Origin of the sequence: Microtetraspora malaysiensis, assembly GCF_050947145.1 — a bacterium.
Taxonomy (GTDB): Bacteria; Actinomycetota; Actinomycetes; order Streptosporangiales; family Streptosporangiaceae; genus Microtetraspora_A; species Microtetraspora_A malaysiensis.
The window spans coordinates 7,637,392-7,650,797 of sequence record NZ_CP191998.1; the positions used below are offsets into that span (position 1 = coordinate 7,637,392).

Genomic DNA, 13,406 nt, shown 5'->3' on the forward strand with positions numbered 1-13,406 from the left:
CTGTGACATCTCGCGCACCCCGGTCGATAACTACCTAGACCGCCTCATCGCCCGGGAGCCGTCGCATGAGTCCGACCCCCCTCTTACCCAGTGACCCCGTGCGCATCGGGGAGTACGCGCTGGCGAGCCGCCTCGGCAGCGGCGGCCAGGGCATCGTCTACGAGGCGTACGGCGCGGAGGGCGTCCGCGTCGCACTCAAGGCCCTGCACGCGAACGGGTTGCGCCGACCCCCGGCCAAGGAGGTCGCGGCCGCCCGGCGCGTGTCATCGTTCTGCACCGCCAAGATCCTGCACGTCGATCTCGACGGTGACCGGCCGTACATCGTGAGCGAGTTCGTGGACGGCCCCAGCCTGCGCTCGGCCGTGGAGCGGGCCGGGGCGTACACGGGTGACGACCTGCACCGGCTCGCCACCGGCGTGGCAACGGCGGTGGCCGCCGTCCACGAGGCGGGTGTCGTGCACCGGGACCTCAAGCCGGACAACGTCCTGCTCGGCCCGGACGGGCTCCGGGTCATCGACTTCGGCATCGCCCGCATCCTGGAGAGCTCGCTCACCGCCGACAGCGGGCTCGTCGGCACACCCGCCTACATGGCGCCCGAGCTGTTCTCCGGGGGGACGGCCGGGCCCGCCGCCGACGTCTTCGCCTGGGGCGCGGTAATAGTGTTCGCCGCGACCGGATCGGCCCCGTTCCAGCGGGACAACGTCGCCGCGGTCGTGCACCAGATCCTGACCGCCGACACCGACCTCAGCCCGTTGCCCGAGTCGCTGCGCGCGCTCGTGTCCGAGGCGCTCAGCAAGGACCCTGGCGCGCGGCCGACCTCACGCGAGCTCCTGCTCGGCCTCCTCGGCGGCGCCGCGGCGCCACGCGGATCGCTTCTCACGCGGGGAAGCGACACGGCGGCTACCGTGCGGCCTCCCGAGACGCTCGCCGCGCCCGCCCCCGAGCTGGGCGAAACGGCCGAGGAGGTGTACTCGTCACTGCCGGAGGCCGAGCGGGCCGCCGTGCCGCGGATGCTGCTCCGCATGATCGGCCCGGAGAACGAGCTGTACGCCGTCGAGGAGGCCGATTTCCACGACGACGGCGCGACCCGCGGCCCGGCGGCCGACGGCGAGCAGACCGGCCCGGCCGCCGTGCTGGACCGCTTCGTCTCCGCCGGCCTGGTGACCCGCGTGGGCGGCCGGGTGAGCCTGGCCAACGCCGCCGTGCCGCAGGCGTGGTCCCGGCTGCGTGACTGGATCGCCGACGAGCGGGCCGGACTTCCGATCCACCACCGCGTCCGTCTGGCGGCGCGTGACTGGGACGCGGGCGGCCGCAAGGACGCCGACCTGCTCGGCGGCGCCGGGCTCGACACCGCCATGCAGTGGGCGGCCACCGCGCGCCGGCACATCGCGCTCAACCGGCGGGAACGCGCCTTCCTCGACGCGAGCGCGTCCCTGGCCCGGCGGCGCACCCGGCGCCGCCGTACGGCGGTGGCGGCCCTGGCGACGCTGCTCGCCGTCTCGGTCGCGCTCGGCGGCCTCACGGAGGTCCTGCGCCGGGACGCCGACGCTCAGCGCAGGGACGCCGTGGCGCAGCGCGCCGTCGCCCAGACGGAGCGGGCCAGGGCGGACGAGCGCCGCGACGTCGCCGTGGCCGACCGCCTGGCCGCCGAGGTGCGAGAACTGCGCGAGCCGGACCCGGTCGGCGCGATGCGGCTGAGCCTCGCCGCCTGGCGCGTCTCCGCCACCGCCGAGGCCCGGTCGGCCGTGCTCGGCTCGCTGGCCCAGCGGGAGCTCGCCATCTTCGCCCCTCCGTCGGTCGACGCCGCCTGCCACAGCGCGGACGGGGCCATCGAGGCGGTGGTGACCGGCGGCAAACTCGAACTCTGGGACGTCGCGTCCGGCCGGCGTACGAGCACGATCTCCGGGCCGGAACAGGGGGCGTCCAGTTGCGAGCTGAGCGCGGACGGGCGGCTGGCCTTGTTCGGATCCACCGCCGGCACGTACAGGGTGACGGACGCGGCCACGGGGAAATCGCGCGGGAAGGTGCCGGGAGACTTCGCCCGCTTCACGGCTTCGCCGCGCCACCTCGTCACCACGACCAGCGACCGGGAGCGCCTGCTCCGGCTGCCGGACCTGACCCCGGTCCCCGGGCTGCCGGAGGCGTACCGGATCGGGACCGACCCGGCGGGCGAGTACGCCGCGCTCCAGCAGGAGGACGGCTACGTCGATCTCTACCGGCTCGACGGACCCGAGCGGATCGCGCGGCTCGGCTCCGGGAAGAACGGCCGGGCGGACCGGGAGCTGAGCGCGGAGGGCATCGCCGTCGCTCCCGGCGGCGCGCGGATCGCGCTCGCCGCGGGTCTCGACGTCGTCACGCTGACGCCGGGCCGGCCCGCCGCTCCGCGTACCGGCCATGGGCCGAGGGGCGCCGGCGAGCGGGACCTCGTCACGACCGCCGCGTTCAGCCGCGACGGCGCGGTACTGGCGACGGCCAGCGGCTGGGCGGTGCAGGTCTGGGACCCCGTCACGATGAGAGAGCTGGGCCGGTTCGACTATCCGGGATTCTCGTCCGTCTCGGTCGCGTTCTCCGGTGACGGCGACCGGCTCGTGGTCGGCGGGTTCGACGGCACCGTCCGGACGCTGGACGCGGGCGCGTTCACCCACCCGGTACGGCTGCGCACGGCCGGCGGCGCACCGGGCGGCCGGGTGCTGGGCGCGCTGTTCAGCCCGGACGGCACGACGATCGCCACGGTCTCGGCGAAAGCGGTGCGCTTCTGGAACCGCCGGACCGGCGAGCAGATCGGGCGCGACGTCGCGGGCCCCTGGGAGACCCGGTGGGACACGGTCAACCCCACCGCCGTCGTGGTCCCCGCGATGGCGTTCTCGCCGGACGGGAAGACGTTCGCGACCGTACGCTCCAACACGGTCGTTTCGCTGATCGACGTGCGGGCCGGACGCGAACGCGACCGGATCCTGTTGCCCGAGAACACCTCCGACAATCCGGAGGAGGTTTACGCCCTGTCGTTCAGCCCCGATGGGAAGACGTTCGCCCTGTCCGACGCGCGGAACAAAGTCCGGCTCTACGACACGGCGCGGCTCCGGCCGTCCGGAGACACGACGGCGCGCCTGGTGACCACGCTCGTCTGGAGCCCCGACAGCCGGACGCTCACGCTCGGCAATCCCGAGCGGACCATGCTGTGGGACGTCGCGTCCGGCGCCCCGGGCAAGCCGTTCGCCAGGGAGCACAGCAGCGAGGCGCTCGCGTTCAGCCCGGACGGCGGCGGCCTGGTCCTCCGCGGCGAGAACGCGTGCTCCTGCTCGGAACAGGTGGGCCCGACGATCGACGCGCGCGCCTGGATCTGGGACCCCGGCACCGGGCGGCCGATCGATCCCCCGCTTGAAGGGCACACGGAGCCGGTGATCGCCGCCGCCTACTCCCCGGACGGCCGGGTTCTCGCCACGGCCGGCGCGGACGACACCGTCCGGCTGTGGGACGTCGCGACCCACCGCCCGGTCGGCCTGCCGTTCACCGACCACACCGACGACGTGGTCGTGGTCGCGTTCGGCCCGGACGGCCGCACGTTGTCCTCGGTCGCCGCCGACGGCACCGTCATGACCCGGAACCTCGACCCGGACGACGCCGTCCACGCCCTCTGCCTGCGCGCCGGCGGCGGCCCCTCCGAGGGGGACTGGTCCCGGCTCGTCCCCGACGTGCCGTACCGCGCGACGTGCGAGCCGGGGGTCAGTGCCGCCCGGCCGTCGTGAGGTCCCGGTCCGGCGCGGCCTCCACCGGCTCGTCCTCGTGGCCCTCGATCGAGATGTTCGGCAGCACGCGGTCCAGCCAGCGCGGGATCCACCAGTTGAGCCGCCCGAGCAGGACCATCGTCGCGGGCACCAGGAAGCCGCGGATGATCGTGGCGTCCACGGCGATCGCCACCGCCAGCCCGACGCCGAACACCTTCACCAGCGGGTCGGGGTAGGCGACGAACGCGGTGAACACCGCCACCATGATCAGCGCCGCGGAGGTGATCACCCGACCGGTCGAGCCCAGCCCCTCGGCCACGGCCGCCCGGTTGTCCCCGGTCCGCGTGTACGCCTGCCGTACCGCGGTGAGCAGGAACACCTCGTAGTCCATCGACAGCCCGAAGAGGACCGCGAACAGCATCAGCGGGACGTAGTAGTCGATCGGCACCGAGAAGAACAGCGTCTTCACGAAGGTGCCGTCCGGCGAGAAGGGCGGGTCCATGCCGACGAGCCGGCTGCCCAGGCCCATCGAGAACACGACGGCCAGCGCCCCGAACGCGGTGCCGAGGGACACCAGGTTCATCACGGCCGCCTTGATCGCCACCAGCGGGGCGCGGAACGCGAGCAGCAGGAGCAGCGCGCTGAGCAGCACGACGACCGCGACCACCAGCGGGGTCCGGCCCATGATGCGGTCCCCCGCGTCCGCGAGCCCGGCGACCTCGCCGCCAACGTGGACGCGTACGCCCGGGATCCGGATCGCGCGCACCTGGGACACAACGTCGAGGGCGCGCGAGTCGCTCGGCGCGTACTCGGGGATCACCTGGACGAGCACGGACCTGCCGTTCTCATTGACCTTGTGCGGTGACACGTGCGCGACGCCGGAGGCGTCCCGCAGCCTCTGGGTCAGCTCCCGCACGAGAGGGTCGGCCGGCTCGGTGTCGGCGATCGCGCGGTCCAGCTCGGCGACGACGATGAGCGGCCCGTTCGCCCCGGGCCCGAACCCGACCGACACCAGCTCGTACGCCCGCCGCTCGGCGGTGCCCTGGTCCGAGTAGCCCTGGTCGAGCGCGCCCAGCTTCAGCGCCGCCGCCGGGGCGGCCAGCGCGGCGAGCGCGACCACGGTGGCCGTGAGCACGCGCCACGGGCGCTTGGCGACCCAGGCGCCGAGCGCGGCCCAGCCGGTGGCGGGCCCGTCGCCGCGACGGCTCGCCACCCGCCCCACCAGCGGCAGCCGCAGCGCGTTGACGCGGTGCCCGAGCAGGCCGAGCAGCGCGGGCACCAGGGTGATCGACGTGAGCACGGCGCACACGACGGAGATGCCGGTGATCCAGCCGAGCGTGCGCAGCAGCGGGAACCCGGCCAGCATCAGCGCGCTCAGCGCGATGACGACCGTGCCGCCCGCGAAGAGGACCGCGCCGCCGGAGCTCGCCACCGTGCGCCGGACCGACTCCCGCACCGGAACGCCGTCGGCGAGCAGCCGGCGGTGCCGCGACAGCAGGAACAGCGCGTAGTCGATGCCGACGCCGAGCCCGATCATCGTGGCCATGATCGAGGCGGACTTGGGGACGTCGACCAGGTGTCCGAGCAGGCCGATCACGCCGAGCCCGACGCCGATGCTGATCAACGCGGTGAAGATCGGGATCAGCGCGGCGACCAGCGTGCCGAAGGCGAACAACAGGACCAGCAGCGCCACGGCCACGCCGATGATCTCGCTGACACCGGTCTTGATCTCCTTGTCGGCCGGCGAGCCGGAGGTCGCGGCCACCACCTCGATGCCCGCCTCCGCCGCGGGCGCCGCCGCCGTGACGAGCTCGTGCGCGGTCTCGCCCTGCTTGGCGCCGTCCTGGCCCGCCAGCTTCACGCTGATCATGCCGATGCGCTGGTTGGACGCCATGCCGCCCATGCGGTACGGCGTTTCCGCCTCGACGACGTGGGGGACCTGCCGTATCCGGGCGAGGGCGTCGCCGACCGCCTTCTCACGCTCCTTCGACAGGAGCGTGCCCTCCTCGGTGTACAGGACGAGCTGGACGGTGCCGCCCGCGTCGTAGCCGGGGCCGAACCCCTCGCGCATCAGCTCGTGCGCGCGCTGCGCGTCCGTTCCGGGGATGGCGACGTCGTTGCTGACCGGGCTGCCGAAGATCATGGTGAGGCTGGTCAGCAGGCCCGCCGCGAGCACCCAGAGAGCGAGTACGAGCCGCCCGTGCCGGGCGCACCAGCCGCCGAGACGTCCTAGCAACGAACTCATGGGAACCGCCCCGCCATGTCCCTGAAACGCCGTCCTGTACGGTCGTACAGGACGAGCGTAAGACGCAAATCACTTCGAATGCCGCGCCTCGCTAGAAAATGAGACGATGACCACATTCGACCCCGGGAACGACACCCGATCCCGCATCCTGGCCGCCGCCCGCGAGCTGTTCGCGGAGCGGGGGTACGCCGCCACGTCGCTGGCCGACATCGCGGCGGCGGTGGGCCTGACCAAGACCGCCGTGGCCTACCACTTCCATCCGAAGGACCGCCTGGCCGCCGAGCTCATCACACCCGCCGCCGAGGACGTGCTGCGGCTGCTGGGCACGGACTTCGGCGACGACCGCACCGCCTACATCCGCGCCTTCGTCTCCTTCGCCGTACGGCACCGCGCCGTCGTCCGGCTGCTCATGGAGGACATCAGCGGCGCCGACGACGCCGCTCCCGGCACCACCGGCGAGGCGATCAGGACCTTCCGCGACGAGCTGTACCGGCGGCTGGCGGGAGACGATCCGGACCCCGCCATCCAGGTGCGCGCCTGGGCGGTGCTCGGCTGCGTGCAGGCCGCCGTCGTCAAGACCACCGAACTGCCCTCCGGGCTGGTCGAGGAGGCCGTCGCCCGCGCCGCGCTCGCGATCTACGAATCCTGAGACCAAGACGCCCGCATGTGCTCGACGATGCCGATGGTCAGGAGTCGCGGGCGAGGCGGCCGGTGTAGGCGACCTCGTCCGACCCATTCTTGATCACATCGACCGTGGCCGACCGGTCGTCCTTCTCCCGGAACACCACGGTCCCCGGATGGCAGCTCGCCCCCGTCACCTGGTCCAGCCGCAGGACGAGGTCGCCTCCCGTCCCCTCGCGCCGGATGAGCCGTCCCTCGCAGTGCAGGTCCGCCCCCCACCGCATTCGGGACGCCCCGGACAGATAGATCTCGATCGGGAACGTCCGGGAGGCCGCGGGATAGCGGGCCACCCCGATCCACATGCCGTCGGCCGCGCCGCCGCCGTCCCCCTGCGCGCCGCCGCCCCGCACCAGGAAGACCGCACCCCCCGCGATGACGGCCGCCACGGCGATCCCGGCCACCAGGACGGGCCACCGCCGCCGGAGCCCGCCCGGCCGCCGCGCCGGAACGCCCTCCGGGACAGCCGGAGGGCCCGCCTGACCCGCCGCCCCTCCCCCTCCGAGCAGTCGGCCGAGCACCTCCTCCGCGGTCGGCCGGTCGCGCGGTTCGCTCGCCAGGCAGGCGACCACGATCTCGCGGAGCGGGCCGTCGAGAGGGCCGAGGTCCGGCGTGCCGTACAGGATCCGGGCGAGGATGGCGCCGTACGTGTCGGCGGCGAAGGCGTGCCGCCCGCTCGCGGCGAACGCCACGGTGAGCGCCCAGCCGAACATGTCGCTCGCGGGTCCGACGGGCTCGGCTCTGAGCTGCTCGGGCGCGAGATAGGCGGGCGTGCCGACCGGACCGCCGGTGGTCGCGGTGGCGTCGAGCAGCCGCGAGATGCCGAAGTCGATGACGCGCGGCCCGTCCGCGCCGATGAGGACGTTCGCCGGCTTGAAGTCGCGGTGGATCACACCCGCCCGGTGGATGGCGGCGAGCGCCGTCGCGGTCCCCACCGCGACCCGGTCCAGCGCGCCGTCCGACCTCGGGCCGTACGTCCTGACGTGCTCCTGGAGCGAGACGCCGTCGATGTACTCGCTGACGATGTAGGGCCGGTCGCCGTCGAGGTCGGCGTTCAGGACCCGCGCGGTGCAGAAGGGGGCCACCCGCCGCACGGCCTGGACCTCCCCGACGAACCTGCGCCGGTCGCCGGCCTCGCCGGTCAGGCGGGCGCGGAGCAGTTTCACCGCCACCGGCGAACCGTCGGGTCCGGTGGCATGGAAGACCACGCCCTGCCCACCCGCGCCGATGCGACCGTTCAGGAGGTAGCCGCCGAGCCGCTGCGGATCCTCGGGCCGTAGGGGGGAGAGCCGCGACACCCGCCATACCTACCACGATCGCCCCAGACGCCCCCAATCAGGACGACCCCCTCTCCTCAGCGCCGGATTCGGCGGGCGCCGGGAACGGAGCCGGCAGCCGATAGCCTTTACGGCGTGCTGGAACAGATCACGGCCACGCGATACGTGACGCCGCTCAGGGAGGGCGGGTCGCTTCCCGGCGTCGTGGAGGCCGACGATCTCGGCACCTACGTCGTGAAGTTCCGGGGAGCCGGGCAGGGGCGGCGGGTCCTCGTCGCCGAGATCGTCTGCGCCGAGCTGGCCCGGAGCCTCGGCTTCGCCACCCCCGAGCTGAAGATCATCGACATCGACCCGCAGCTCGGCGCGCGCGAGCCCGACGAGGAGATCCAGGACCTGCTGACCGCGAGCGCCGGCCACAACCTGGCGATCGACTTCCTCCCGGGCGCGCTCGGCTTCGACCCGCTCGGCTGGCGGCCCGACCCCGGCTTCGCCTCCCGCCTGCTCTGGTTCGACGCCCTGATCCACAACGTCGACCGGAGCTGGCGCAACCCCAACCTGCTCGTCTGGCACGGCGACGTGTGGCTGATCGACCACGGCGCCGCCCTCTGGTTCCACCACAACTGGCGGTCCGCCAACCCCCGGCGCTCCTTCGACGGGAGCGACCACGTCCTCGGGCCGTACGCCACCGAGATGGACGCGGCCGACGCCGACCTGGCCCCGCGCGTCACCCGCGACCTGCTCGACAAGGTGACCGCGCTGATCCCCGACGAGTGGCTGGAGGATGAGCCCGGCTTCGACGGCGCGCAGGCCGTACGCGACGGATACGTCGAGCACCTCCTCGCCCGCGTGCACGGCCCGCGTGACTGGCTGCCGAGCCCGGCCGTCGCGCCTCCGCCGGACCGCGGACGGCAGGGCTCGATCGGCCGCTTCTGGCGGGCGGCGCGGGAGGAGGGCCGATGAGCCGCGACGTCTACGAGTACGCCGTGATCAGGGTGATTCCCAGCGTCGAGCGGGGCGAGCTGATCAACGTGGGGGTGATCCTCTACTGCCAGCCCCGCGGCTACCTGTGCGCCCGCGTCGAGCTGGACGAGGCCCGGCTGCGCGCGCTCAGCTCCTCCGTCGACCTCACCGGCGTACGGCACGCGCTGGACGCCTACGAGCTGGCCTGCACCGACGACGCCGGGCCGCTCGACGGCGAGGCCCCGGGCAGCCGGTTCCGATGGTTGACCGCCCCGCGCAGCACGATCGTGCAGACCGGCCCGGTCCACGCGGGCCTGACCCTCGACCCGGTGGCCGAGCTCGACCACCTGATGGACCGGCTGGTCAGAACAGCACGGACATGAACGTGTCGACCTCGCGGAAGCCGACCCGGCGATAGACCGCCCGCGCGGGCAGGTTGTAGTCGTTCACATAGAGGCTGACCAACGGCGCGAAGTATTTCAGCGCCTGCTCCACGACGGCGGCCATCCCGGCCGAGGCGTGACCGTGCCCGCGCAGCTCCGGGTCGACCCAGACGCCCTGGATCTGGCACGCCTGCGGCGTGACCGCGCCGATCTCGGCCTTGAAGACCACCCGGCCGTCGTCGATGCGGGCCAGCGACCGGCCGATGCGGATCAGCTCGGCCACCCGCGCGCGATAGAGCGCGCCGCCGTCCCCGTTGTCCGGGGAGACGCCCACCTCCTCGGTGAACATCGCCACGCAGGCGGGCAGCAGAGTGCCGAACTCCTCGGGCTTGACCCGCCGTACCAGCGGGTCCGGCGTGACGGCGGGGGCGGAGCTGGTGGCCATCACCGGCTGGGCCCAGCGGATCGCGCGGGCCGGACCCCAGTGCGGCTCCAGCCGCTCCCAGAGCTGCTCGACCGCGGTCGCGGGGCCGACGATCGACGAACAGCGGCGGCCCTGCTTGCGGGCGCGGTCGGCGAACGCGTGCACGGCATCGCGACCGGCGTTCACCGGGACCAGGTTGGCCCCGGCGTAGCAGAGCGAGACCAGCCCGCCGCGCGGGCCGTACCCCCACATCTGCCCCCCGAGCCGGGACGGGCTCAACCCGACGGACCTGATCCGGGAGGCGACGAAGACGTTGGCGACGGGATCGGAGTCGAGGAGCGCCAGCACCTCTTCGCGATCGTTGTCGTCGAGGACGCGCGACGCCGAAGTACGCAGCATCACGGGGCCAAGCCTACGCGACTGCCTCGATTTTGGAAGTTAGCGGACGCGCCCCATCAACAGCTCGGTGAGGAGCGCGTGCCCGCTCGGCCCGCCCGCCGCCATCGGGGTGATGGGCCGCGGCTCGGTCGCGCCGTCGCACGCGGCGTCGGCCCCCTGGCCGATCCGGCGCGGCGGCGTGGTCCCGTCCCGCAGGTAGGCGGCGAGATAGCGGTTCACGCAGCCGTTCCCGGCCAACGCCACGCCGTGGTCGCCGCCCGGCACGGTGACCAGCCGCGCGGTCGGGAACAGGCCGCGGACGCGCAGCGCGCCCGCCTGCGGCGTGGCCGCGTCGTGCCGGGCCTGGAACAGCAGGACCGGCGGCAGCTTCGCCGTCCCCACCGCGGGTGGAGTCCCGCCGCGCTCCGACCAGAAGGCGCACGGCGCGTTGTAGACGGCGTTCGGCCAGGTGAGGAACGGCGCCTGCTTGGCGACCCGCGTCGTGTCCGCGTGCCAGCGGGTCCAGTCGCGCGGCCACGCGGCGTCGCGGCACTGGACGCCCAGGTAGACGGCGTAGCTGTTCTCCTCGGCGGCGTCGTTGTCGACCAGCGCGCGGTAGGCGGAGACGAGCCCCGCGGTGTCGCCCTTCTTGACGTAGTCGGAGAACACCTGGGCCAGGCGGGGCCAGACGGAGCTCGAATAGGCGCCCACGGTGTACAGGTCGTCCAGCTCGCTCGGCCCGACCACGCCGCCCGCCGGACGGCTCCGCAGCCGGGAGCGCATGGAATACCAGGCGAAGCCGAGCCCGGACCTGGTGCGCCCCAGGCCGTACACGTCGTCGTGCCGGGCGACCCAGTCGAGGAAGTCCCGGTGGCGCCGGTCGAAGGCGTAGTCCTGCGCGATGTTCGTGGCGTACCACACGCCCGCGGGATCGACGACGCTGTCGAGCACCAGCCGCCTGACCCGCTGCGGGAAGAGCGTCGCGTAGACCGCCCCCAGATAGGTGCCGTACGAGTAGCCGAGATAGCTGACCTTGTCCTCGCCGAGGGCGCTCCGGATGGCGTCCATGTCGCGTGCGGAGTTCTCGGTCGTGAGGTAGGGCAGGAACCAGGCCCAGCGGTTGCCGCACGCGTCGGCGTACTCGCGGGCGCGGCCGACCAGCGCCTGCTCCTCCGCGGCGTCGCGCGGCACGTTGTCCAGCCGCGGCGGGGCGAAGAAGCGCTCGGGGTCCACGCAGCTCAGCGCGGGCTCGCTGGCCCCCGCTCCGCGCGGGTCGAAGCCGATCACGTCGTACCGCGCGGCCACGTCCGGCGGGAGCGAGCCCGCGACGAACCTGGCCAGCGAGCGCCCGGGCGCGCCGGGCCCGCCCGGGTTGACCAGCATCACGCCGAGGTGGTTGCCGTCGCGCGAAGCGGTCCCCTTGATCCGGTTGAGCGAGAGCGAGATCTGCTGCCCCTCCGGCACGGTGTAGTCGAGGGGGACGCGCAGGGTGCCGCACTCGACCTCGCCGACGGGCGCCTGCCGCCGCCCGGCCACCTGCCGGGTGACGTGTGCGCCCGCGTCGCCGATCCGGCCGAGCGCCTGGCCGAGCGCGCCGGTGGCCGGCCTGGCCTCCTCACACGACCCCCACGTGATCGCTTCCGGCATCGCCGTGCGGGTCCGGGCGCTCGTCGCCCCGGCCCCGCCGGCTCCGGTGACCGCCGCTCCGGTGACGAGCACCGTCGCACCCGCGACCACCCCGATGATTCGCCTCACCCGCACGCTCCCTCTGCTCAGACGGCAGAGGACAGCTTGGCGTGGGTCACCGTGTGGTCACGCAGCGCATCCGAGGATGCCTGTCACGCTGTAATCGAGATATTGCGGAGTGTAACGATCAGCTGACGACGACCTGGGGGCCCGGGGCGTCGTCGCCGAGGTCGACGTCCACGCCCATCTCCTCGGCGAGGCGCAGCGCCTCCTCGATCAGGGTCTCGACGATCTGCGACTCGGGCACGGTCTTGATGACCTGCCCCTTAACGAAGATCTGGCCCTTGCCGTTGCCGGAGGCGACACCGAGGTCGGCCTCCCTCGCCTCGCCGGGGCCGTTGACGACGCAGCCCATCACGGCCACCCGCAGCGGGACCTTCAGGCCGTCGAGACCGGCGTGGACCTGCTCGGCCAGGGTGTAGACGTCCACCTGGGCCCGGCCGCAGGAGGGGCAGGAGACGATCTCCAGGCCGCGCTCGCGCAGGTTCAGCGACTCCAGGATCTGGCAGCCGACCTTGATCTCCTCGACCGGCGGGGCCGAGAGCGAGACGCGGATCGTGTCGCCGATGCCCTCGGCGAGCAGCGCGCCGAACGCCACCGCGGACTTGATCGTGCCCTGGAACGCCGGACCGGCCTCGGTGACGCCGAGGTGGAGGGGGTAGTCGCACTTCTGCGCGAGCAGCCGGTACGCCTGGATCATGACGACCGGGTCGTTGTGCTTCACCGAGATCTTGATGTCGCGGAAGCCGTGCTCCTCGAACAGCGAGCACTCCCACAGGGCCGACTCGACCAGCGCCTCGGGGGTGGCCTTGCCGTACTTCTTGAGAAGGCGGGGGTCGAGGGAGCCCGCGTTGACGCCGATGCGGATCGGGACGCCGTGGTCGGACGCCGCCTTGGCGATCTCGCCGACCTTGTCGTCGAACTTCTTGATGTTGCCCGGGTTGACGCGTACGGCGGCGCAGCCGGCCTCGATGGCGGCGAAGACGTACTTGGGCTGGAAGTGGATGTCGGCGATCACCGGGATCTGCGACTTCTTGGCGATCAGGGGGAGCGCGTCGGCGTCGTCCTGGGACGGCACGGCGACGCGGACGATCTGGCAGCCCGACGCGGTGAGCTCCGCGATCTGCTGGAGGGTGGCGTTGACGTCGGCGGTGAGCGTGGTGGTCATCGACTGCACCGAGATCGGGGCGTCCCCTCCGACCGGGACCGAGCCGACCATGATCTGCCGTGACACCCGCCGCTGGGCGATCGGCTGGGTCCTTACGGTGGGAATCCCGAGATCAACAGACATTTCAGCACCTTGGGTTCTGGGTCGACGGCCGCGTGCGGGCTCTCCCAGTCTAGGGAGTCCGCCAAGATCTCCAGCCCGGCGGCCGGATTGTCCGGTTCGGCGGAGCGCGCGCAGCCAATGAAGGTTTCATCACCCGGCGCCCGCGCACGACCGCCTGAGCTGCGGGGACGCGGAGTGGCCGGTACGGCGGCCGCCGCCTTCCTGGGCGGGCGCGCGAGCCCGGGTTAGTGTCCGGAGCGCGTGAGCGCTTACGCGCAAATAGTCCGGTATGTCAGCGGCTGTCCTCCGGCCGGCGGCGT

Annotated in this window: 9 protein-coding genes; 4 read left to right on the forward strand and 5 right to left on the reverse strand. The window is 73.1% G+C overall.

Annotated features, from left to right (window positions below; translation table 11 throughout):
- The first annotated feature begins 65 nt into the window (after positions 1-65).
- Positions 66-3,746: a WD40 repeat domain-containing serine/threonine protein kinase gene (locus ACQP1V_RS35720; protein WP_433414861.1), complete on the forward strand. Its 3,681-nt coding sequence runs from the start codon at positions 66-68 to the stop codon at positions 3,744-3,746.
- On the opposite strand, the gene ACQP1V_RS35725 is transcribed toward ACQP1V_RS35720, so the two are convergent.
- On the reverse strand, positions 3,724-5,970 hold the full coding sequence (locus ACQP1V_RS35725; RefSeq protein ID WP_433414863.1) for an MMPL family transporter: 2,247 nt from the start codon (positions 5,968-5,970) through the stop codon (positions 3,724-3,726). The two genes, ACQP1V_RS35720 and ACQP1V_RS35725, sit on opposite strands and share 23 nt — an antisense overlap.
- A 106-nt stretch (positions 5,971-6,076) precedes the next feature.
- On the opposite strand from ACQP1V_RS35725, the gene ACQP1V_RS35730 reads away from it, so the two are divergent.
- The gene (locus ACQP1V_RS35730) at positions 6,077-6,619 is read left to right on the forward strand and encodes a TetR/AcrR family transcriptional regulator (protein WP_433414865.1); all 543 of its coding nucleotides are present in this window, start codon (positions 6,077-6,079) and stop codon (positions 6,617-6,619) included.
- Between the two features lie 37 nt (positions 6,620-6,656).
- Here ACQP1V_RS35730 and ACQP1V_RS35735 read toward each other — a convergent pair whose 3' ends face one another.
- Positions 6,657-7,946 carry a serine/threonine-protein kinase gene (locus ACQP1V_RS35735; protein WP_433414867.1) on the reverse strand — a complete coding sequence of 430 codons (1,290 nt, stop codon included), beginning with the start codon at positions 7,944-7,946 and terminating at the stop codon, positions 6,657-6,659.
- A gap of 114 nt (positions 7,947-8,060) precedes the next feature.
- Here ACQP1V_RS35735 and ACQP1V_RS35740 point away from each other — a divergent pair, with 114 nt between their 5' ends.
- Positions 8,061-8,885 (forward strand): HipA family kinase, encoded by an 825-nt coding sequence (locus ACQP1V_RS35740; RefSeq protein ID WP_433414869.1) that lies wholly within the window; start codon positions 8,061-8,063, stop codon positions 8,883-8,885.
- Positions 8,882-9,268: a DUF3037 domain-containing protein gene (locus tag ACQP1V_RS35745; RefSeq protein WP_433414870.1), complete on the forward strand. Its 387-nt coding sequence runs from the start codon at positions 8,882-8,884 to the stop codon at positions 9,266-9,268. Before ACQP1V_RS35740 ends, ACQP1V_RS35745 begins: the two co-directional genes overlap by 4 nt.
- Here ACQP1V_RS35745 and ACQP1V_RS35750 read toward each other — a convergent pair.
- From ACQP1V_RS35750 to ispG, 3 genes are all read right to left on the reverse strand, one after another.
- Complete coding sequence (locus tag ACQP1V_RS35750; protein ID WP_387417624.1) at positions 9,249-10,091, reverse strand: GNAT family N-acetyltransferase; 843 nt, start codon at positions 10,089-10,091, stop codon at positions 9,249-9,251. The genes ACQP1V_RS35745 and ACQP1V_RS35750 overlap by 20 nt on opposite strands.
- A 39-nt stretch (positions 10,092-10,130) precedes the next feature.
- Positions 10,131-11,825, reverse strand: coding sequence for an alpha/beta hydrolase (locus ACQP1V_RS35755; RefSeq protein ID WP_433414872.1), 1,695 nt, complete (start codon positions 11,823-11,825; stop codon positions 10,131-10,133).
- Between the two features lie 118 nt (positions 11,826-11,943).
- Positions 11,944-13,107 (reverse strand): flavodoxin-dependent (E)-4-hydroxy-3-methylbut-2-enyl-diphosphate synthase, encoded by a 1,164-nt coding sequence (ispG, locus tag ACQP1V_RS35760; RefSeq protein ID WP_387417601.1) that lies wholly within the window; start codon positions 13,105-13,107, stop codon positions 11,944-11,946.
- Between the last annotated feature and the right edge of the window lie 299 nt (positions 13,108-13,406).

Bases quoted from the DNA above. Each gene is read 5' to 3' on its own strand.
- ACQP1V_RS35720 (WP_433414861.1), top strand. From the start codon at position 66: ATGAGTCCGACCCCCCTCTTACCCAGTGACCCCGTGCGCATCGGGGAG.
- ACQP1V_RS35725 (WP_433414863.1), bottom strand. From the start codon at position 5,970: ATGAGTTCGTTGCTAGGACGTCTCGGCGGCTGGTGCGCCCGGCACGGG.
- ACQP1V_RS35730 (WP_433414865.1), top strand. From the start codon at position 6,077: ATGACCACATTCGACCCCGGGAACGACACCCGATCCCGCATCCTGGCC.
- ACQP1V_RS35745 (WP_433414870.1), top strand. From the start codon at position 8,882: ATGAGCCGCGACGTCTACGAGTACGCCGTGATCAGGGTGATTCCCAGC.
- ACQP1V_RS35750 (WP_387417624.1), bottom strand. From the start codon at position 10,091: ATGCTGCGTACTTCGGCGTCGCGCGTCCTCGACGACAACGATCGCGAA.
- ispG (WP_387417601.1), bottom strand. From the start codon at position 13,107: ATGTCTGTTGATCTCGGGATTCCCACCGTAAGGACCCAGCCGATCGCC.